This window comes from Gluconobacter cerevisiae (genome assembly GCF_015244675.1).
Classification (GTDB): Bacteria; Pseudomonadota; Alphaproteobacteria; order Acetobacterales; family Acetobacteraceae; genus Gluconobacter; species Gluconobacter cerevisiae.
The window spans coordinates 43,014-61,916 of sequence record NZ_JABCQO010000011.1 but is presented as its reverse complement, the minus strand read 5'-3'; the positions used below and the strand labels follow the sequence as shown (position 1 = coordinate 61,916).

18 protein-coding genes and 1 tRNA gene are annotated in these 18,903 nt (G+C 56.4%); 11 read left to right on the top strand and 8 right to left on the bottom strand.

Annotated features, from left to right (window positions below):
- Nucleotides 1–68 precede the first annotated feature (68 nt).
- Nucleotides 69–866 (bottom strand): RlmE family RNA methyltransferase, encoded by a 798-nt coding sequence (locus HKD21_RS12110; protein WP_194255909.1) that lies wholly within the window; start codon nucleotides 864–866, stop codon nucleotides 69–71.
- Complete coding sequence (locus HKD21_RS12105) at nucleotides 863–1,984, bottom strand: Ppx/GppA phosphatase family protein (protein WP_194255908.1); 1,122 nt, start codon at nucleotides 1,982–1,984, stop codon at nucleotides 863–865. Before HKD21_RS12105 ends, HKD21_RS12110 begins: the two co-directional genes overlap by 4 nt.
- 157 nt (nucleotides 1,985–2,141) lie before the next feature.
- Here HKD21_RS12105 and HKD21_RS12100 point away from each other — a divergent pair.
- The 3 genes from HKD21_RS12100 to HKD21_RS12090 all read left to right on the top strand — a co-directional run bounded on the left by HKD21_RS12100 (nucleotide 2,142) and on the right by HKD21_RS12090 (nucleotide 5,279).
- A tRNA-Gln gene (locus tag HKD21_RS12100) sits at nucleotides 2,142–2,215 on the top strand.
- A 152-nt stretch (nucleotides 2,216–2,367) separates the two neighbouring features.
- On the top strand, nucleotides 2,368–3,861 hold the full coding sequence (gene guaB, locus HKD21_RS12095) for an IMP dehydrogenase (protein ID WP_194255907.1): 1,494 nt from the start codon (nucleotides 2,368–2,370) through the stop codon (nucleotides 3,859–3,861).
- Between the two features lie 56 nt (nucleotides 3,862–3,917).
- Complete coding sequence (locus HKD21_RS12090; protein WP_194255906.1) at nucleotides 3,918–5,279, top strand: RsmB/NOP family class I SAM-dependent RNA methyltransferase; 1,362 nt, start codon at nucleotides 3,918–3,920, stop codon at nucleotides 5,277–5,279.
- Here HKD21_RS12090 and HKD21_RS12085 read toward each other — a convergent pair.
- A complete protein-coding gene (locus HKD21_RS12085; RefSeq protein ID WP_194255905.1) occupies nucleotides 5,245–5,769 on the bottom strand; it encodes a GNAT family N-acetyltransferase in 525 nt (174 codons plus the stop codon). The genes HKD21_RS12090 and HKD21_RS12085 overlap by 35 nt on opposite strands.
- Before the next feature lie 92 nt (nucleotides 5,770–5,861).
- Here HKD21_RS12085 and HKD21_RS12080 point away from each other — a divergent pair, with 92 nt between their 5' ends.
- Complete coding sequence (locus HKD21_RS12080) at nucleotides 5,862–7,664, top strand: cation:proton antiporter (protein WP_194255904.1); 1,803 nt, start codon at nucleotides 5,862–5,864, stop codon at nucleotides 7,662–7,664.
- Nucleotides 7,665–7,834: 170 nt separating this feature from the next.
- Complete coding sequence (locus tag HKD21_RS12075) at nucleotides 7,835–8,806, top strand: glycosyltransferase family 8 protein (RefSeq protein ID WP_194255903.1); 972 nt, start codon at nucleotides 7,835–7,837, stop codon at nucleotides 8,804–8,806.
- Nucleotides 8,807–8,826: 20 nt separating this feature from the next.
- Here the strand turns inward: HKD21_RS12075 and HKD21_RS12070 are convergent, their stop codons facing one another.
- Entirely contained in the window at nucleotides 8,827–9,339 is a 513-nt protein-coding gene (locus HKD21_RS12070; RefSeq protein ID WP_194255902.1) for a L,D-transpeptidase family protein, read from the bottom strand.
- Between the two features lie 162 nt (nucleotides 9,340–9,501).
- On the opposite strand from HKD21_RS12070, the gene HKD21_RS12065 reads away from it, so the two are divergent.
- Nucleotides 9,502–10,236, top strand: coding sequence for a response regulator transcription factor (locus HKD21_RS12065; protein WP_194255901.1), 735 nt, complete (start codon nucleotides 9,502–9,504; stop codon nucleotides 10,234–10,236).
- Between the two features lie 24 nt (nucleotides 10,237–10,260).
- Here HKD21_RS12065 and xth read toward each other — a convergent pair whose 3' ends face one another.
- Nucleotides 10,261–11,058, bottom strand: a complete 798-nt coding sequence (gene xth / locus HKD21_RS12060) for an exodeoxyribonuclease III (RefSeq protein WP_194255944.1) — start codon at nucleotides 11,056–11,058, stop codon at nucleotides 10,261–10,263.
- Between the two features lie 81 nt (nucleotides 11,059–11,139).
- On the opposite strand from xth, the gene HKD21_RS12055 reads away from it, so the two are divergent.
- The 4 genes from HKD21_RS12055 (at nucleotide 11,140) to HKD21_RS12040 (ending at nucleotide 15,801) form a co-directional block, all read left to right on the top strand.
- Nucleotides 11,140–12,147 (top strand): dipeptidase, encoded by a 1,008-nt coding sequence (locus HKD21_RS12055; protein ID WP_194255900.1) that lies wholly within the window; start codon nucleotides 11,140–11,142, stop codon nucleotides 12,145–12,147.
- A 315-nt stretch (nucleotides 12,148–12,462) separates the two neighbouring features.
- Nucleotides 12,463–14,400, top strand: coding sequence for an excinuclease ABC subunit UvrC (uvrC, locus tag HKD21_RS12050; protein WP_194255899.1), 1,938 nt, complete (start codon nucleotides 12,463–12,465; stop codon nucleotides 14,398–14,400).
- A 90-nt stretch (nucleotides 14,401–14,490) separates the two neighbouring features.
- A complete protein-coding gene (gene pgsA / locus HKD21_RS12045) occupies nucleotides 14,491–15,093 on the top strand; it encodes a CDP-diacylglycerol--glycerol-3-phosphate 3-phosphatidyltransferase (protein ID WP_194255943.1) in 603 nt (200 codons plus the stop codon).
- Nucleotides 15,094–15,195: 102 nt separating this feature from the next.
- Complete coding sequence (locus tag HKD21_RS12040; RefSeq protein WP_194255898.1) at nucleotides 15,196–15,801, top strand: hypothetical protein; 606 nt, start codon at nucleotides 15,196–15,198, stop codon at nucleotides 15,799–15,801.
- 24 nt (nucleotides 15,802–15,825) lie between these two features.
- Here the strand turns inward: HKD21_RS12040 and lexA are convergent, their stop codons facing one another.
- Entirely contained in the window at nucleotides 15,826–16,548 is a 723-nt protein-coding gene (gene lexA / locus HKD21_RS12035; RefSeq protein WP_194255897.1) for a transcriptional repressor LexA, read from the bottom strand.
- Nucleotides 16,549–16,851: 303 nt separating this feature from the next.
- Between lexA and rpmG the strand changes: the two genes are divergently transcribed.
- Nucleotides 16,852–17,019, top strand: coding sequence for a 50S ribosomal protein L33 (gene rpmG / locus HKD21_RS12030; RefSeq protein WP_011253780.1), 168 nt, complete (start codon nucleotides 16,852–16,854; stop codon nucleotides 17,017–17,019).
- Between the two features lie 84 nt (nucleotides 17,020–17,103).
- On the opposite strand, the gene HKD21_RS12025 is transcribed toward rpmG, so the two are convergent.
- A complete protein-coding gene (locus HKD21_RS12025; protein WP_194255896.1) occupies nucleotides 17,104–17,433 on the bottom strand; it encodes a septum formation initiator family protein in 330 nt (109 codons plus the stop codon).
- A gap of 141 nt (nucleotides 17,434–17,574) precedes the next feature.
- A complete protein-coding gene (eno, locus tag HKD21_RS12020) occupies nucleotides 17,575–18,855 on the bottom strand; it encodes a phosphopyruvate hydratase (protein ID WP_194255895.1) in 1,281 nt (426 codons plus the stop codon).
- Nucleotides 18,856–18,903: the final 48 nt, after the last annotated feature.

Genomic DNA, 18,903 nt, shown 5'->3' with positions numbered 1-18,903 from the left:
TCGGAATATTGTTCCTGTAAGAAAAGGGAGGCATTTGCCTCCCTTTTTCTCCTTCATGATTTCGAGCGTCAGGAAGGATCTGTCAGACGTTCGGGACGAAAACCCGTTGCCACGACGTACAGCTCGCTTGATTCCTTGCGCGACGCCGGAGGCTTGACATGCCTGACGCTCGCAAATGCGGTTTTCATCGTTGCCAGCATGTCCTTTTCCGAACCGCCCTGAAAAACCTTGGCGATGAAGCTGCCACCTTCGGCGAGAACCTGAAACGCAAAGTCCAGCGCACCCTCTGCAAGACCCATGATCCGCATATGGTCGGTTGCGGCGTGGCCTGTCGTATTGGGCGCCATATCAGACATGACCAGATCGGCAGGACCGCCCAGCATCTCTTTCAGACGATCGGGCATCTCGGGATCCGTAAAATCTCCCTCAATAATCTCTGCGCCGGCAACGGGATCAACCGGAAGCAGATCAAGTCCCACAACATGCTTGGCACCACGCTTGACCGCAACCTGTGTCCAGCCGCCGGGAGCAGCGCCCAGATCAATGATGCGGGTGCCTTCTTCAATGAGCTTGAAGCGGTCGTCGATCTCAATCAGCTTGAAAGCCGCACGAGACCGCCAGCCCTGCTTGCGGGCCGCCGCAACATAGGGATCGTTGAGCTGACGGTTGAGCCAGCGCTGCTGGGCCGTCGTCCGGCCACGGGCAGTTTTGAGCGAAACCGTCTTGTTTCGGGCCGTTTTTGACGTTGCGGAATCACGTGTTGCGTCGTTTTCACCGGGATTGGAGGCGCTTTTCAGGGCCTTACCCGGAATACGCTTCGGTCCCGTGTCCTTACTGGAACCGGAGCGGGATCTTGGCGGCTTCATATCGTGGCATATGTCCCGAATGGGCCCCTTGGACGGGGCGTGGCATGGCGATTGGTCGTATGACGCCCCTTGCCGGAACGTTGACCATGATCGCGGGCCATACGCAGCAACATCCCATCGCGCAACCCCCGGTCTGCAATCGTGACGTCCCCAACTGGCCATAAACGATGGATCGCTTCGAAGATGGCACACCCTGGCAAGACGAACTTCATGCGCTCAGCGCCCACGCAGGGATGGTCCGCCAGTTCGTCATGGTTGAGGCGCCGCAGACTTCCAATGGCATCCACCATGCTGGAGCCCGGAAGCGTCAGCCCATCAATCGCCGCACGGTTATAACGGGGCAGGGAGAGCGCTACTCCGGCCAGCGTGGTCACAGTTCCGGACGTCCCGATCAGACGCGTCTTTCCGTGCGTGACCTCCCGCCGGATACGGTGCACATTCTCAAACCCTTGCAGGTAATCCTGAACATGGCCGACCATCGTCTCATAGGAAGGGCCATGGCCTTCACCGAACATTTCCTGAAGCGTAATCACGCCCACAGGAACACTGGTTGTGCCAATCAACGTCTGGGTCTGCCGCTCGGGATCAATCCGGACCCACGCAACCTCGGTTGACCCGCCGCCAATATCAAAAAGAACACTCCGATCTGCACGCACAGGCTTGTGCTCTGGCTGACGGAAAAGAGGGGAACAGCTTTCAAGAGCAAGTTCCGCTTCCTCACGGGCTGTAATGATATCGATCGTAAGGCCTGTCTCGTGTTGAACACGCGCCAGAAACTCGCGACCATTTGCGGCCTGACGACAGGCTTCTGTCGCAACAGCACGAACATGCACGAGCGGCCATTGCTTCATACGCTCTGCACAGACGCGCAGTGCGTCGAGCGCGCGCTTCATGGAATCTTCGGCAAGCCGCCCGCTGGCACGCAGCCCTTCACCAAGCCGGACAGAGCGGTTGAAACTGTCCACAACACGAAAACCGGTCGGCGTTCCCGCAGCAATCATGAGGCGGCAGTTGTTGGTGCCAAGATCAATGGCACCAAAGAACGGACCCGTACGTCTTGCAGACGCATGAACAGGCATTGGGCCTGACAGGTTATGATCCGTTCCGTACCTCATCATGTGTTTCGGCTCCCGCTTGCCCGTAATCTGGGACCTTGGAAATGCAGCATGGGGCGTGGGGGACCCTGCTCGCAAGAAAAATATGTGTTTTTTCAAAAAAATGTCCGGATCGCTCTTGCGCCCCACGGGGTCGGTTGATAAACACCCTCTCACCGCTTGGGAGATAGTTTAGCGGTAGAACTACCGGCTCTGACCCGGTCAGCCCTGGTTCGAATCCAGGTCTCCCAGCCAAGAAATCCTCAGAAAATACCGCAAAAAAGAGACTTCCCCTCGGGGGGTAAAGTGCTCTATGAGGACCCGCCAACGGCCGGTCGGCCTTCTGGCCTCCGGTTCACACACATCGCGTCTTAAACGACGCATGACGTAACGGGGGCAAGCGGCTCATGACTTCATCTTCCCACGCAACAAATCTGAATGAGCGCATCCGCGAGGCGCTGGCTTTCGACGATGTTCTCGTCGAGCCGGCAGAATCGTCGGTCCTTCCAGCCCAGACCTCTACGCGCACACGCCTGACGCGCTCCATCGAGCTGAACATTCCCCTGATGTCCTCTGCGATGGATACCGTGACTGAAGACGGCATGGCCATCGCCATGGCGCAGCAGGGCGGTATGGGCGTCATTCATAAAAACCTGTCGATTGAAGAGCAGGCCGAGCAGGTCCGTCGCGTCAAGCGCTTCGAATCAGGCATGGTCGTCAATCCCGTTACGGTCGGTCCGAACCAGACGCTGGCGGAAGTTCAGGCCATCATGGCGCGTCACGGCGTTTCGGGCCTTCCGGTTATTGAAGAGGGTAGTGGCGTTCTGGTCGGCATCCTGACCAACCGCGACATGCGCTTCACCACAGATCCAAACACGCGCGTCCGTGACCTGATGACGCATGAAAACCTCGTGACGGTCCTCAACGGCGCAGCACCGGACGAAGCACGCACGCTTCTGCACCGTCATCGCATCGAAAAGCTTCTGGTCGTTGATGAGGCACAGCGCTGCATCGGACTGATCACCGTCAAGGACATGGACAAGGCCATCGCACACCCGCTGGCCATCAAGGACTCGCAGGGACGCCTGCGCTGCGCCGCGGCCGTAGGCGTCGGCGAAGATGGCTTCCGTCGCGCCGCCGCACTCGCTGAAGCTGGTGTGGACGTCATCGTCGTGGATACGGCCCACGGCCACTCACACGGCGTTCTGAGTGCCGTCGAAACCCTCAAGAGCCGCCACGGCGGGTTGCAGGTCATTGCGGGCAACGTTGCCACCCCACAGGCCGCCCGCGCCCTGATCGCTTCCGGTGCCGACTGCGTGAAGATCGGTATCGGACCGGGCTCCATCTGCACAACGCGCGTCGTGGCCGGTGTGGGCGTTCCGCAGTTCTCGGCTGTTATGGAAACAGCCGCAGCCTGTCATGAACTGGACATCCCCGCCATTGCGGACGGTGGCGTTCGGACGTCCGGCGATATCGTGAAGGCTCTGGGCGCGGGCGCTGACGTGGTCATGGTTGGCTCACTTCTGGCGGGTACCGACGAGAGCCCGGGTGAGACGTTCCTGTATCAGGGCCGCTCGTATAAGGCCTATCGCGGCATGGGATCGCTCGGCGCCATGGCCCGCGGTTCCGCAGACCGGTATTTTCAGGCGGAAGTCCGCGATACGCTCAAGCTGGTCCCGGAAGGCATTGAAGGTCAGGTTCCCTACAAGGGGGGCATGTCCGCTGTCATTCACCAGCTCGTCGGCGGTCTGAAAGCAGGTATGGGTTACACGGGATCGGCTACCATCGCCGATCTTCAGGTCCGCACCATGTTCCGTCGCATCACGAATGCAGGTCTGCGTGAGAGCCATGTGCATGACGTGACGATCACTCGCGAAGCCCCGAACTACCGCCGGGACTGAACGTCCCTGCATCAAAGCCTCTCGCATTGAGGGGCTAAACGGGCTACGGGGGCGCTATGACCCCCGCAGCCCGTCTCTCAGGCGCCATCGATCTGCTCTGTGCGATCCAGAATGCGCCCCGCCGTCCCGCCGACGCCACAGCCAACGCTTTTTTCCGCGAACGCCGTTATATTGGTGGCGGAGACCGTAGAGCCATTTCCACGATCGTCTGGGATGTCCTGCGTGGCTGGAGACGCCTGCAATGGAATCTCAGGGATATTTCCGGCGACATCTCCCCTCGGCTTATCTGTGCGGCTTCTTTGCTCCTTGGCGGAGAGACGATGGATAATGTCCGTCGGCTTTTTTCAGGAGAACGCTATGCGCAGAAGCCTCTGACGTCCCGCGAGGATGTGGCGCTCAAGGGTTTGGAAGGAAAAGAACTTTCCACCCAGAAGCAGCCGCTGGCCGTGCGGCTTGAATACCCGGACTGGCTGGACAGCGCGCTCCGGGAAACGTTCGGTAACCGGCTTCCAGACGAAATGGAAGCAATGCTGGGCACGCCGACGCTCGATCTTCGCGTTAACCTGCTCAAGGGAAGCCGGGAGCAGGCCGCACGGGAACTTCGTCGCGAATCGCTGCCGGCAGAGATGACGAAACTGTCTCCGTGGGGACTGCGCCTTGATGGGCGCCAGCCTGTCACCGCGACGCAGGCCTTCAAAGACGGTCTGGTAGAAATTCAGGACGAAGGCAGCCAGCTTGTGGTCGCTGCCGCCGATGCGCGTGGTGAGCACCGGGTTCTGGATTATTGCGCAGGAGCAGGCGGCAAGACGCTGGCACTGGCGATGACCATGGAAAACCGTGGGCATATCGTCGCCTGTGACGTGCATGAGAAGCGTCTGGATGGGGCGGTCAAGCGATTGCGTCGTGCAGGTGTCCACAACGTGGAACGGCATCTGCTGGTGTCCGGAGACAAATGGGCGAAGCGTCGGGCGGGCAGTTTTGATCGCGTGCTGGTTGATGCGCCCTGCTCAGGAACGGGGACATGGCGGCGCAACCCGGATGCACGCCTGCGCCTGACACCCGAAGACATTCAGGAACTCGTCATCAAACAGGCGCAGATCCTTGATCGTGCAGCATCTTTAGTAAAGCCGGGCGGACGCATGATCTACGCGACCTGCTCGCTTCTGGCCTGTGAGAACGGACAACAGATCGATGCTTTCCTCAAGCGCCGCGATGACTTCAGACGCCTGCCGAAAGAACAGATGTCCGAACTTCTGCCCGCCGAGTTGCGGAGCAAGGCGCAATTCTCACTGACACCGTTGCGGGACGGCACGGACGGATTCTTTGCCTGTGTTCTGGAGCGCGTCGTAACGGAAGCGAAGACACAAGAGGAAGAGGCAGACGCTACTGTGCGGGTGGCAGAAGATCCTTCCACATAACAAGCGCATCCACATATCCTTCCGAAGGGTGATCGAAGGCGCCTGGCAGCGTTCCGATTACCCGGAAGCCCAGTGATTTCCATAGGTCTATGGCGCGCAGATTGGTGCTGACGACGAAATTGAACTGCATGGCGCGAAATCCAAGTTTTGCAGCTTCAGCAAGTGCTTCCTCGGCCATCATCCGTCCCGCACCAAAGCCGGATCGCGCAACAAATCCCGCACTGGCGATGTGACTTCCGCCGCCTTTCTGGTTGGCCTGAAGATAGAATGTCCCGACGATCTCATGGTCGCGGGTCTGAGCGACATAAACGCGGTGCTCGGCATCCATCCAGTAGGCGAGCACCTGCCGCCGTCCCCAATGTCGGGGAAGAGCATATGTATCGCCCTTGCGCAGCACAGGTGACAGCAGGCGCCAGATTCCTTCCCGATCCAAAGACTGGGCAGGACGAATCAGAAGATCGCTTCCGCTTCGGGCTGGAGAGGATGGCATAAAAAGGCATTCTTCCGTGTTTTAGGTGCGGGAGGGGATCTGAGGTATAATACTGCTTCTTATCCATCATGCGGAGCCCGCGCCGAACATCCATGCAGTATGACATTCTTATCGGCATTGCCTCGACCTTCGGAGCGGGAATGCTGGCCCAGTGGGTCGCCTGGCGCTTCCGGCTTCCGGCCATTGTCCTTCTCTTCTCGCTGGGTCTGATTTTCGGACCGGGTCTGGGTATTCTTCATCCTTCCGAGACGATGGGGTGGATGTTCCGGCCACTGGTGTCGCTGCTGGTGGCGCTCGTAGTGTTCGAAGGCGGCATGGCTCTCGATTTCCGCCAGTTGCGCGAGGCCGGAGAGGGCGTTGCGCGTCTGACGATGCTCGCACTGCCCATCAACTGGGTTCTGGGCTCTCTGGCAGCGCATTATGTGGCGCATCTGGAATGGGGCACCTCCATGCTCTTCGGGGCGATCATCGTCGTGACGGGCCCCACTGTCGTGCTGCCACTTCTGCGGAGTGCCAAGCTTCAGCCACGCGTTGCAGCGTTCCTGCGATGGGAAGCCATCGTCAACGATCCGCTGGGCGCCATTCTGGCCGCGGTCGTGCTTCAGCTTATGCTGCTTCGCGCGGATATTCATGCAGGTGTCTTTTTCACCCATACACTACCCGATCTTCTGGGAGCGATTGCCGTCGCGCTCTCTGCAGGAATTCTGCCAGCCTATCTGATTCGCTACCTGTTCACGCGCGATCTGATGCCGGAAATTCTCAAGACACCCATGCTGATTTCAATGGCACTGGTCGTTTTCTCGTTGTGCAACCTTGAAATGGGCGGCGCGGGACTGATGGCGGTCACGATCTTTGGTATGGCGCTGGCGAACCTTCATATCCCCGGTTTGACAGAACTCCGGCGCATGAAGGAATCGCTGGTCGTTCTGGTCGTCTCGGTTCTGTTCATCATGCTGACCGCCGATCTGCACCGGGATGTTCTGGCGCAACTTTCAATTCCAATTTTCGCATTGACGGTTGTGGTGCTGTTTGTCGTGCGTCCTCTGGGCATTTTTCTTTCAACTCTCGGCACGAGCATGCCGTGGAAGGAAAAGCTGTTTGTTGGATGGATTGCGCCTCGCGGTATCGTCGCAGCCGCTGTTGCGGGTGAGGCAGGAGTCAGTCTCAAGGAAGCAGGTTATCAGTCTGCCGATCTGATCATGCCCGCGGTATTTGCGGTCATTGCTGTCACGATGATCCTGCACGGTTTTTCGCTTCGACCGATTGCGCGGCGCCTCAAACTGACCCTTTCCAATGATCCCGCCATCGCAATCGTGGGATCCAGTGGATGGTCCATTAACCTTGCGTCGTGCCTGCGTAAAACGGGTGTGCCGGTGTTGCTGGTGGATAATCGATCCAGCGCGCTTCTGCCGGCAACCCGACAGGATATTCCGGTACTTCGCGCAGAGCTTCTGTCGCAGCATGGACAGGAATCCCTGGAAGAACGGCCTGCCGACTATCTGATCGCAACAACAGCTGATGGCATTTATAACGGTATGGTCTGTGGGCATCTTGCGCCGACCATGGGACGACAGCGTGTCTATCAGATCAGCCCCGGCGTGGCGCGGCTCGATTTCTATCATGGCCTGTCACGCGATGCCCGTGGCAAGGTTCTGGGAGAACCGGCGTGGAATTACACGCTTTTCGATACACTGTTTGAACAGGGTTGGCGATTTAGCACGGTGGAAGCCACAGAAGAAAGCGCTCCGACATTTGGAACTGATGAAAACAGGCTCGATATTCTCGTTGTGCGGCGGGATGGCGGTATCCTGATCCGTTCAGCCGAAGACAACGATAAATCCATTCCCCAGCCGGGAGATTATATGGTTTCGATGGTACCACCATCGGGAGAATAATGATTGCGCCAATAGCAACGTAGGCACAGATACGATACCGGGAATTAGAGGGCCAAAAATACAGCACGTATAATTTAGAGAAATAAATTTTATTATTTTACTGAAATTCCCTATTTTTCTCTTCCCGTTCCAGTCTGATAGCACTATTTCACAAAAAACGGAGAATTCTCATGAGCGTACAGACTTGCGTTTGTTATTGCACTGATCGATCGTATCTTTTCCCAACTCTTGTCAGTGCACTTCAGGCGCGTGCTCACGCTACACCAGATATCGCAGATATCATTATCGTATGCTTTGATGTGGATGCAGCGACCATTTCCATTGCGACATCGATCTGCGATAAGAATAATATCATTCTCTTCTCGAGATCCGGTTCCGATATAGACGGCGCGCCTGCAATGCTCGGAAGACTGTATCTCGATGAGATCCTGCCTGAAAATTACAAAAATATCCTTTATGTCGATGGCGACACACAGGTTAAATCGTCACTGAACGAATTTCTGTCCTGCCCACCGCCTGAAGGGCGCTTTTTCGCTTCGGCAGATCCCATGGTTTTTCTGCTTGACGACAATTCGAAAGCAGGAGAATTCGTTCGGAATCATTTCCTGGGTATTGGCCTGAATCCTGAGCAATCCAGACAATATTTCAATACAGGCGTTCTTTATTTCAATCGCTCAGCCTGGGCTGTTATAGCGGAGCAGGCGCGAACAATTATCCGGTCCCAGAACACGATGTCCAGATTTCCGGACCAGGATATTCTCAATATTGTCGGCATTGAGCGTGCGCTGCCTATGTCGTTATCGTGGAACTTTCCTGTCTTTCTGTTCAATGCCAGACTGGAAAACACTATTCAGCCAAAAATTGTCCATTACATGTCTCAGCCGAAGCCATGGGAAGGGATTTTTCGGCCCTGGAAAACAGGCGATTATGAACCATACCCGGCATTTGTCGCCGCTTATCCCGAAATTGCCGGACTATGGAAAAGAGGTTCGCTTCTACGGACAGTTCGGTATTTCGCGCAACAACATTACAAATGCTTTTGCGAGACGCGCAGATGGGGCCACGGCGCATTGCACGCCCAAATTCTTAGCTACGAAGCTAAATGCCGCGACGCGGGGAAAACCGAGCAGTTGCCAGTCTGAGGCCGTCCATAGCCTTCGTTTCATGAAGGTTTTTCTACCGTGATATGCGACAAACCGGCCTCAAGAAGCACACGGAGACTTTTTTCCTCCAAGGCAATACAGCCCTCCGTGTAACCACTGGCAGGCGGCAAATGCAGGAAAATAGCCGACCCACATCCCGACTCGGCTGGCGTATCATTCCACCCCAGCACAATACAGAGATCGTAAACATGATCGACACGCCACATCTTTTCGCATGAAGCGGGGTGAGGGAGCGTTACGGCCTGATTATAGTCGGAATGGGCAGGATCATCGCACCAGCCATCATTGGGGGCGATAGGTTCGACGATGAGTCCTGCTGCACAGATCGGACGCGATGTGCGGTCTGCACGGTAGAAGACACGCCGGAGTGGCAGTTCCCCGACGGGAGTACGAAGGTCTCCCTCCGTTTTGTCAAGAGACAGACCGCGCAGTCCAATCAGGGCCGGAATGATTTCCCCCTGAAAGTGAAGAAAAGCGCGGTCTCCAGCGGTTTTCAAAATAGCTTTAGCCATAATGCTGTTTCCTTTTCCGGCTGCACTTGCCATAGTCTGATGCGAAAGCATGCTGCTTTCTTCCCGTTTACCGGGAATGGTAAGTCCGGATGTGCAAGTTACGAACACCGATCTTTACGGATGTGACGTTTCTTCCGTCGCGAGAGAACGAGACAGGTTATTATGGCAGGTCCACGCCCCATCCTGGTTGTTGACGATGATGATACGCTCCGTCGTCTTCTGGCGGAGCAGCTTCAGCACGGCGGCGAACTGGAAGCGGTTGAGGCGACGTCCGTTGCCGCAGCCCGCGAACTTCTCGCCAAACCTGGTGCCCGTTATGACGCCATGCTGCTGGACATTACCCTTCCCGATGGCGACGGGCGCGATTTCTGTGCGGAACTGCGACGCGCTGGCGTTCGCATGCCGATCATCATCCTGACCGGTTCCGACGACGAACACGACGTGGTGCGCGGCCTTGATGCAGGCGCCAACGACTACGTTGCCAAGCCCTTCAGAATTGGTGAACTTCTGGCTCGTCTGCGTGCCCAGTTGCGGATTTTCGAGAACAGCGAAGACGCCGTATTCGAAATCGGTCCCTATGCGTTCCGTCCCTCTGCCAAGCTTCTGGTCGAGACTGCCCGCAACCGCCGGATCCGTCTGACGGAGAAGGAAGCGGCGATTCTGAAATACCTCTACCGTGCAGGTCAGCGTCCGGTAGCGCGTCAGGTTCTTCTGAACGAAGTCTGGGGTTATAACGCAGCCGTCACCACCCATACACTTGAGACACACATCTATCGTCTGCGTCAGAAAATCGAGCCGGATCCCACACGCACATCGCTTCTGATTACGGAAGGCGGCGGATATCGTCTTGATCCTGAAGGACGTGGCGTTATTGGCTCCGATAGCCTGTCAGCCTGAAGGCTGACAGGCGCAGGTGAGGGGTCAGGCTGGATCGAAATCCAGCACGACCGGGACGTGATCGGAAGGGCTCTCCCAGTCCCGTACGTCCTGCAAAACCCTGATATCCCGTAGGCCCGACATAAGATCCGGCGTCATCCAGACATGATCCAATCGCCGCCCGCGGTTGGATTTTTTCCAGTCCTTGTTGCGGTATGACCACCATGTGTAGAGCTTTTCCGGCTCCGGCGTGATCTTTCGCATGGCATCCTGAAATCCTGTCGCCATCCATGCCTTCAGACGTTCGATTTCAGGCGGTGTGTGACTAACGATTTTCAGGAGCTGTTTGTGGCTCCAGACGTCATGCTCCAGCGGAGCAATATTGAGATCACCGACCAGAATGCTGCGGGTAGGGGGCGTACTGGTGAACCAGCCTGTAGCTTCATCCACAAAAGCGAGTTTGTGGGCGAATTTTTCGTTTTCCACTGGGTCGGGAATATCGCCACCTGCCGGCACATAAAAATCATGTAACAGGATCGGACCGGCTGGTGTCACAATGCTGGCTGCCACATGCCGACAATCAGAGCGAGTACACCAGTCGGGCGTACCCGCCACACTTTGCAGCGGGTGTCGCGACAGGATCGCCACACCATTATAGCTCTTCATGCCTTTATAGACCTGATGGGGCAGGCCCATTTCAGCCAGAGCCTGAGCGGGAAAGAGCGGATCCGGGACTTTCGTTTCCTGTAGGCAGACGATGTCCGGATTTTCCTGTTCGACGATCTGCTTCAGCAAAGGCAGTCTGAGTCGAAGGGAATTGATGTTCCAGGTGATGAGACGCATGACGACTGGATCGACCGGATCAGGCGTTTTGACAAGCACCCTCTTGCACACAAAGCCTTCCCGTCCGATCTAGAACGGACCATGACTGATCTGCACAACACGCTCCTGACGCTTGATTCCCATATCGATATTCCCTGGCCGGACCGGCAGGATGCCTGGGCGGAAGATACGCCAAGGCAGGTGAATGTTCCCAAGACACGCAAGGGTGGTCTGAAAGCCGTCTGCCTTGCGGCCTATATTCCGCAGGGTTCGCGTGATGAGGTTGGACATGCCGAAGCCTGGGAGCGGGTTCAGGGCATGTTAGACGTGATTTCCGGGATCGAAGGACGTCAGGGCGATCACAGCGCACGCGTCTGCCGGACGACTGCGGATGTGCGTGCGGCCTGTGAAGCAGGCGACCTTGCCGTCATTCCAGCGATCGAAAACGGCCATGGGCTGGGCGGTCAGCCAGAGCGTATCGCGGAACTCGCCCGTCGCTATGGTGTGCGCTACATGACGCTGACCCATAACGGGCATAATGCGCTCGCGGATGCAGCCATTCCGCGCAAGGATCTGGCGGATAGCGAAACGCTTCACGGCGGCCTGTCAGATCTCGGACGTGAGGCAATCGCACACATGAATCGCTCCGGCGTTCTGGTGGACGTCTCCCATGCCGCAAAATCGACCATGATGCAGGCCAGTGAAATCTCTACCACGCCGGTTTTTGCAAGCCACTCCTGTGCCCGTGCCCTGTGCGATCATCCGCGCAATCTGGACGATGAACAGCTTGATCGCCTGAAAGAAACCGGCGGCCTGATTCAGGTGACGGCCATGGGGTCATTCCTGAAGAAAGGTGGCGGCGGGACGGTCGAAGATCTGGTGCGCCACGTTTCGTATATTGCGAACCGGATCGGTGTCGAACATGTAGGCATATCCTCTGACTTCGATGGCGGCGGCGGCATTCCGGGCTGGAAAGATGCAACCGAAACCGCAAATGTGACGCATGCCCTTCAGGCGGCCGGTTTCAGTGATGCGGACATTTCTGCCATCTGGGGTGGTAACATGTTGCGCCTTCTGGAAACGGCTGAAAAAGCCGCGACAGCACTCTGAAACCAGCATTGAAAACCCGCTTCGACAGACCCAAAAAGAACAGAACATGATCATGGTGGACAAAACAGGAGCCGCTTCGTCCACCATGACCTGTTGAAGCACCCGCAAGTCTCCTGTCGATCCTTTCCAGCCTTCCAAAAATGGTTATTGGAAAGCAGAGGGAAAGCAAGAAGCTAGCATTTTCAATAGCTTACAAAATATGATTAAAAATTAGGCAATCTGATGGCAGGTCTGGCAAACCGTGGCTTTCATGATTCTGTCACAGACCAGCCCACAGACTTTTCCACAGGTTCAGTGGATGACTGAAGAAGCCCAATGACCGACCTTCCTCCCCAGAACTCCGACCGGCCCGACGACCATGACGAACCTTCTGTTTCTTCAGAAAAAAGGCAAGGCGTGGAGGCTATCCGCGAAGCTTTGAAGACCATTCCCTACAGCCCTGGCGTGTATCGCATGCTCAGTGTGAAAGGGGAGGTGTTGTATGTTGGCAAGGCTCTGAGCCTGAAGAAGCGCGTTTCGTCCTATACCCGCATCAACCAGCTGCCGGAGCGGCTGCGGCGTATGGTGTCGATGACGATTTCAATGGAAATCGTCATCACGAAAACAGAAGCGGACGCCCTGCTTCTGGAGGCGAACTACATCAAGCGGATGAAGCCGCGCTTCAATATCCTGCTACGCGACGACAAGAGTTATCCGTGGCTGATGCTAACTGAAAGCCATGAATTTCCACAGATCACCAAACAGCGCGGCAAACCCGTAAAAGGCGCGACCTATTGGGGCCCGTTTGCAAATGCCTGGGCCGTCAACCAGACGCTCAATCTGGTGCAGCGCAGCTTTCTGCTCCGGTCCTGTTCGGATGCCGTGCTGAAAAGCAGGACGCGGCCCTGCCTGCTATACCAGATCAAGCGCTGCTCAGCACCCTGTGTGGACCGCATCTCCAAGCCTGATTATGCGAAACTAGTTAACGAGGCCCGGCAGTTTCTTTCGGGACACAGTACGGACCTGCAACAGAGTCTGGCCGCCGAGATGGAGCAGGCCTCGCAGGACATGGATTACGAGCGGGCCGCGTCGATCCGGGACAGGATCCGAGGCTTCGCCAGCATTCAGGGCTCCAGCACCGTCAATCCGGCATCGATCAATGACGCGGATATCATGACGATCTGGCAGGAAGCCGGTCAGAGCTGCATTCAGGTATTCTTCATCAGAGGCAGCCGCAATAACGGCAACCGGGCATTCTACCCGGCTCATGCAGAGGAAGAGACCGCAGCGGATGTGCTGTCGGCGTTCATGATCCAGTTCTACGACAACAAACCGCCTCCGCCCACAATTCTGGTGAACTGCGAGATTCCTGAACTGAATCTGGTCGAAGAAGCACTAAGCATCCGGCGTGGACAGAAAGTCGAAATTCTCAGACCACAACGGGGGGAGAAAAAGGACGTCGTCGAGCACGCTGCCCTGAACGCGCGGGAGGCACTGGAACGCAAGCTGGCCGAAAATACCGGGCAGCGCAAACTGCTTGAAGGGGTGGCGGAAGTCTTCGGTCTTCCGGAAACGCCACAGCGCATCGAAACCTACGACAACTCTCACATCATGGGGCAGGCGCCTTATGGCGTGATGGTCGTCGGCGGCCCTGAAGGATTCAACAAACGCGCCTATCGCAAATACGGGATCAAGGGGCCTGTCGCGCCAGGAGATGATTTCGGCATGATGCGTGAAGTCATGGAACGCCGGTTCGGGAAGCGACCAGAAAACGGAGAGCGGCCGGAGGACTGGCCGGATCTGCTTCTCATCGACGGCGGTCTTGGGCAGTTCAATGCCGTGCGGAAGGTGCTGGCCGATATAGGCGTCACCGGAATTCCGATCGTCGCCATCGCCAAAGGACCAGACCGGGATGCAGGTCGGGAGTGGTTCTTCACTGAGACGAAACCGCCTTTCCAACTCCCCCCGCGAGACCCGGTTCTCTATTATCTGCAAAGACTGCGTGACGAGGCTCACAGATTCGCGATCACGACACATCGGGCAGGGCGTTCCAAAGGCCTCCGCAGTTCCGAACTGGACAACGTGCCGGGAATCGGAGCCGCACGAAAAAAAGCCCTGCTCAATCATTTTGGCTCAGCAAAATCCGTCAGGCAGGCGAGTTTGGAGGAACTGGAAAGCGCACCCGGCATCAGTTCGAGCACGGCAACTGCCATATACGGGCATTTTCATCCGGAATGGGTCCAGAAAGCCTCAGCCGGTCATGGCGCTCCTTGAGAGCCAATCCGCAATTTACACGAAAAATACATCTTTCTCGGACACATTGGCGCATACCGGTCTGAAGGAAACTGTTCTAGACTGACCGTGATGCTGACAGATCTGCCAAACATCCTGACACTGCTGCGTATCGCGTCCATTCCCGTACTGGTCGCGCTGCTCTCCGTGCATTCACCGACCGCAAATGTGATCGCTTGCGTGGTCTATACGGCGGCATGTATCACGGATTATCTGGACGGCGCACTGGCCCGCCGCTGGCAGCAGCTTTCCGAGCTGGGCCGGATGATGGATCCGATCGCTGATAAACTGCTCGTCGGATCGCTCTTGCTGGCTCTTGCCGGACTAACGCAATTGCCGGTCTATTCGCTTTATGCAGCGATCATCATCATGATCCGCGAAATTCTGGTCAGCGGTCTGCGGGAATACATGGCGTCCCAGCGCGAAACGCTTCCTTCGACGCGACTGGCGAAATGGAAAACCGGCATCCAGATGGTAGCGATCGGTTTTCTGATCGGTGGGGATGGAGCCGCAGGAATGCTGGGGCTTTCCTTTCTGCCGGCAACGATGATTGGTGGGATCTTCCTCTGGTTTTCGGTTATTCCGACTGTCATCAGCGGATGGGGTTATCTCACCGCAGGGCTCACCCGCATCATGGCGGGACAATCCCGCAAATCGTCCAAAATCAGTTTCTGACGTCATAAGGCGAAAGAATTGTAGCCTTCTTTGACTGTCTTCATCTGGCGCTCCGTTACAAGGACCGCTAAAGGTCATGGATTGACCTTGTGGGAGTAAGAAATGCGGAAGACCGCTCTGCTGGCACTACCTCTCGCTCTGAGCGGCTGTTCAGGCATGGGCAAGTATATCCGCGACACGATGGTCTGGACGGCTCTCGATAATCCGAATGGCCCTCACGGAGACAGCGAGAATATTCACCGTGCACGCGGTGAAAAATATTCCGAAACTCCCATTATTCCTGAAGGTGGCAATATCTGGCCCGGAGCTCCACAACCGCTCCCCACCCTCAAAGACGTCGAGAACCCCAACAGTACCTTCAGTCACGCTCTAGGTGATCCAGCCACATATTTTGGCGGCGCGACACTCGACGAAAATTTCATGGGTGGAATTGCAAGCAAAGGCGCTCTGGGAGCATCTGGACAGCAGCTCATGCAAGGACAAAGCATGACCGTTGGTGAAGGCTCCGACACGCATCAGGGTGTCAGCCGGGACCATACCCACCTTCTTCCGACGCTTCCTTCGTCAGTCCCTGATAGTGCCGCTCATTTCCTGAACAAGAATCCGAGCAAGGCCATCATTATTCCAAACGGTGATGGCACAAGCACGGTCATTGGCGCTGACGGAAGCGTGAAAGTCATACGCGGGACGTCGCTACCTGCTCAATAAGGCGTCTCCAACGCAGCAGAACCGTCAATATTGACGGAAAAGCGCAATCAGACGTCCCTGAATATGAACCCGTTCTGACGGAAAGATACGCGTTTCATATTCGCGGTTCGCGGCTTCCAGCGCAATCATCGAACCACGACGACGCAGCTTCTTGAGCGTCACTTCCTGTTCGTCGATCAGCGCAACAATGATCTGCCCGTTCTCGGCTGTTTCACGCCGCCGGATAATGGCGATATCTCCATCCAGAATTCCGGCCTCGATCATCGAATCACCCGCTACGGTCAGGGCGTAATGCTCCCCGGTACCGAGAAGGGATACAGGTACTTCGATCCTGTCGCTATCGTCCTGCATGGCCTCAATCGGCAGACCCGCTGCGATACGACCATAAAGAGGAATGCTGATGGTCTGACGATCATTGGCGACACTGGCTTCGGAGAATGTACCCTCAAGGTCAACCTGACCCTGGCTCAGAACGGCAGGGACAAACGATGTCTCCGGAGCTGTTGTCGCGGCGATGGGGGCTTCCGTGCCCATATGAGGCAGACGCAGCACTTCGAGCGCTCGTGCGCGATGATGGTGACGGCGGAGAAAGCCGCGCTCTTCCAAAGCGGAGATCAGGCGATGAATGCCCGATTTGGAGCGCAGTTCGAGAGCATCTTTCATTTCATCGAAAGAGGGCGAATATCCCGTCCGGCGAAGATGATCGTCAATATACAGCAAAAGCTGGTGCTGCTTGCGGGTCAGCATACAGGCGCTCCCATGCGCCTCGGCGGAGGCAGGTCAGAACAGGACACAGAATGACGGGCATCCTGCATTTGTTCCTTATAGGTTCCTGCCTGTTGCCCTACAAGCGAAAGAGGGTCTCTTACAGGCGTGCCCGAAAGATTTTCTAAAGCCCGATCCCCTTGAAAGCATAGGAAAACCGCTAAATCGTGCGCAAAGGCCTTGACCTACCGACCACAAATCAGCATGGTGCGCCAAATCTAGAGATCAACATGCTGCATCGACACCTTCGAGCGGCATAAGTTATGGCGAAAGCCCGAGGGTATCATGGGAAAGAGCAACGTTATTCAGATCCGGCTCGTTTCGTCAGCTGAAACCGGCTACTTCTACGTCACGAAGAAGAATGCCCGTTCTGCTACGGGAAAGATGGAAGTGCGCAAGTACGACCCCGTCGCACGCAAGCACGTCGTGTTCCGCGAAGCCAAGATCAAGTAAGACGGTTTCGACAGTCTTCATAAAAAAAAGCGGCCTTCGGGCCGCTTTTTTTTATGCCCTAGGGCTGATATTTTTAGCTTCGGCTCAAAATAGCTTGTCATGCGGCGCGTAGGGGACAACCAGATCGCCACTGCGCGTCAGATTCATCGTGGCGCGTGCACGCTCATCCAGCATGTCAGCATCCAGCGCTTTTTCCTTCAGAGCAACCACGCGACGTCTCCAGACATTCTGTTCGTCTGCAGCATCCTGCCTAGCCTGAACGGCGTCTTTCTCAAGCTGGGTCTGTTCCTGATAGGCATGAATACCATGCGCCCCATGAAGCGCATTCCATCCAAAATAAGCTGTGAGGGACAGGAAGAAAGCCGGAGGAGCTACGGCGCGGACACCACGTTTGATAAGTCGGATCAGTGTCACGTCGTGAAAACTCCGTTCTGAGAGACTGTATCAGTCTATATCAGTCATTCGTGACCAGACAATGAATGATACGGATATCACTCGCATTCAGGCACAAAAAAGTGGCCCCATCCCGGAAAGGAATGAGGCCGCTGATCAGTTTCAGGAGTTTCTGAGAATGTTGCGGCCGGCATAACGGGCCGCACTGCCGAGTTGCTGCTCGATACGAATGAGCTGGTTGTATTTGGCCGTGCGGTCAGAGCGGGAGAGGGAACCCGTCTTGATCTGACCGCAGTTCGTGGCAACAGCCAGATCAGCAATAACGGAATCTTCCGTTTCACCAGAACGATGGCTCATGACGCAGGCGTAACCGGCCTTGTGAGCGGTTTCCACGGCTTCCAGAGTCTCAGTCAGCGTGCCGATCTGGTTGACCTTCACGAGCAGTGCATTACCGGTTCCGGCCTTGATGCCACGACGCAGACGCTCGGGATTGGTGACGAACAGATCGTCTCCGACAAGCTGCAGCTTCTTGCCAAGACGGGTCGTCAGTTCAGCCCAACCTTCCCAGTCGTCTTCCGCCAGACCGTCTTCGATCGATACGATCGGATAGCGGTTGGCCAGATCTTCAAGGTAGGAAATCATGCCTGAAGCATCAAATTCCTTGCCTTCACCCTTCAGATTGTAACGCCCGTCCGCATAGAACTCGGTCGCGGCGCAGTCGAGCGCGAAAGTTACGTCTTCGCCCAGTCGGTAACCAGCCGCTTCAACAGATTTTGCAATAAAACCAAGAGCTTCGTCAGCAGACTTCAGGTTCGGTGCGAAGCCGCCTTCATCGCCGACATTGGTGTTATAACCTGCTTCGGACAGACCTTTCTTCAGGCGCGCAAAAATTTCAGAACCCATCCGGATAGCATCCGCAATCGTCGGGGCGCCAACCGGCTGGATCATGAATTCCTGAATGTCGATCGGATTGTCTGCATGCTCGCCACCATTGACGATGTTCATCATCGGCACAGGAAGAAGATGGGAGTAGGCGCCCCCAACATAGCGATACAGCGGAAGCTCCAGTTCCTCGGCAGTCGCCTTGGCAACGGCCAGCGAGACGCCGAGAATGGCGTTGGCGCCCAGACGGGACTTATTGGGTGTTCCGTCCAGATCGATCATCGCGTTGTCGATAGCGATCTGATCTTCCGATTCGGCTCCCTGGAGTACTTCAAGGATGTCGTTCTCGACGTGACTACAGGCTTTCAGGACGCCTTTGCCTCCATAGCGAGACTTATCGCCATCACGCAGTTCCACGGCCTCATGCGCGCCTGTGGAAGCACCGGACGGGACGGCTGCACGGCCGCGGGCACCGGAGGACAGTTCGACTTCGACTTCGACAGTGGGATTGCCGCGGCTGTCCAGGATTTCGCGGGCGATGATATCAACGATGGCGCTCAATGGAAGCTCTCCTGGGATGCGTGAACCGGGTTGGCTCGTGACCGTTCT

Excerpts from the sequence above, each read along its gene's own strand:
- rpmG (WP_011253780.1), top strand. The coding sequence starts at position 16,852 with ATGGGAAAGAGCAACGTTATTCAGATCCGGCTCGTTTCGTCAGCTGAA.
- lexA (WP_194255897.1), bottom strand. The coding sequence starts at position 16,548 with ATGCTGACCCGCAAGCAGCACCAGCTTTTGCTGTATATTGACGATCAT.
- HKD21_RS12065 (WP_194255901.1), top strand. The coding sequence starts at position 9,502 with ATGGCAGGTCCACGCCCCATCCTGGTTGTTGACGATGATGATACGCTC.
- pgsA (WP_194255943.1), top strand. The coding sequence starts at position 14,491 with ATGCTGACAGATCTGCCAAACATCCTGACACTGCTGCGTATCGCGTCC.
- HKD21_RS12055 (WP_194255900.1), top strand. The coding sequence starts at position 11,140 with ATGACTGATCTGCACAACACGCTCCTGACGCTTGATTCCCATATCGAT.
- HKD21_RS12070 (WP_194255902.1), bottom strand. The coding sequence starts at position 9,339 with ATGGCTAAAGCTATTTTGAAAACCGCTGGAGACCGCGCTTTTCTTCAC.
- HKD21_RS12110 (WP_194255909.1), bottom strand. The coding sequence starts at position 866 with ATGAAGCCGCCAAGATCCCGCTCCGGTTCCAGTAAGGACACGGGACCG.
- HKD21_RS12075 (WP_194255903.1), top strand. The coding sequence starts at position 7,835 with ATGAGCGTACAGACTTGCGTTTGTTATTGCACTGATCGATCGTATCTT.
- xth (WP_194255944.1), bottom strand. The coding sequence starts at position 11,058 with ATGCGTCTCATCACCTGGAACATCAATTCCCTTCGACTCAGACTGCCT.
- uvrC (WP_194255899.1), top strand. The coding sequence starts at position 12,463 with ATGACCGACCTTCCTCCCCAGAACTCCGACCGGCCCGACGACCATGAC.
- HKD21_RS12090 (WP_194255906.1), top strand. The coding sequence starts at position 3,918 with ATGACCCCCGCAGCCCGTCTCTCAGGCGCCATCGATCTGCTCTGTGCG.
- HKD21_RS12080 (WP_194255904.1), top strand. The coding sequence starts at position 5,862 with ATGCAGTATGACATTCTTATCGGCATTGCCTCGACCTTCGGAGCGGGA.
- HKD21_RS12040 (WP_194255898.1), top strand. The coding sequence starts at position 15,196 with ATGCGGAAGACCGCTCTGCTGGCACTACCTCTCGCTCTGAGCGGCTGT.
- guaB (WP_194255907.1), top strand. The coding sequence starts at position 2,368 with ATGACTTCATCTTCCCACGCAACAAATCTGAATGAGCGCATCCGCGAG.
- HKD21_RS12085 (WP_194255905.1), bottom strand. The coding sequence starts at position 5,769 with ATGCCATCCTCTCCAGCCCGAAGCGGAAGCGATCTTCTGATTCGTCCT.
- HKD21_RS12105 (WP_194255908.1), bottom strand. The coding sequence starts at position 1,984 with ATGATGAGGTACGGAACGGATCATAACCTGTCAGGCCCAATGCCTGTT.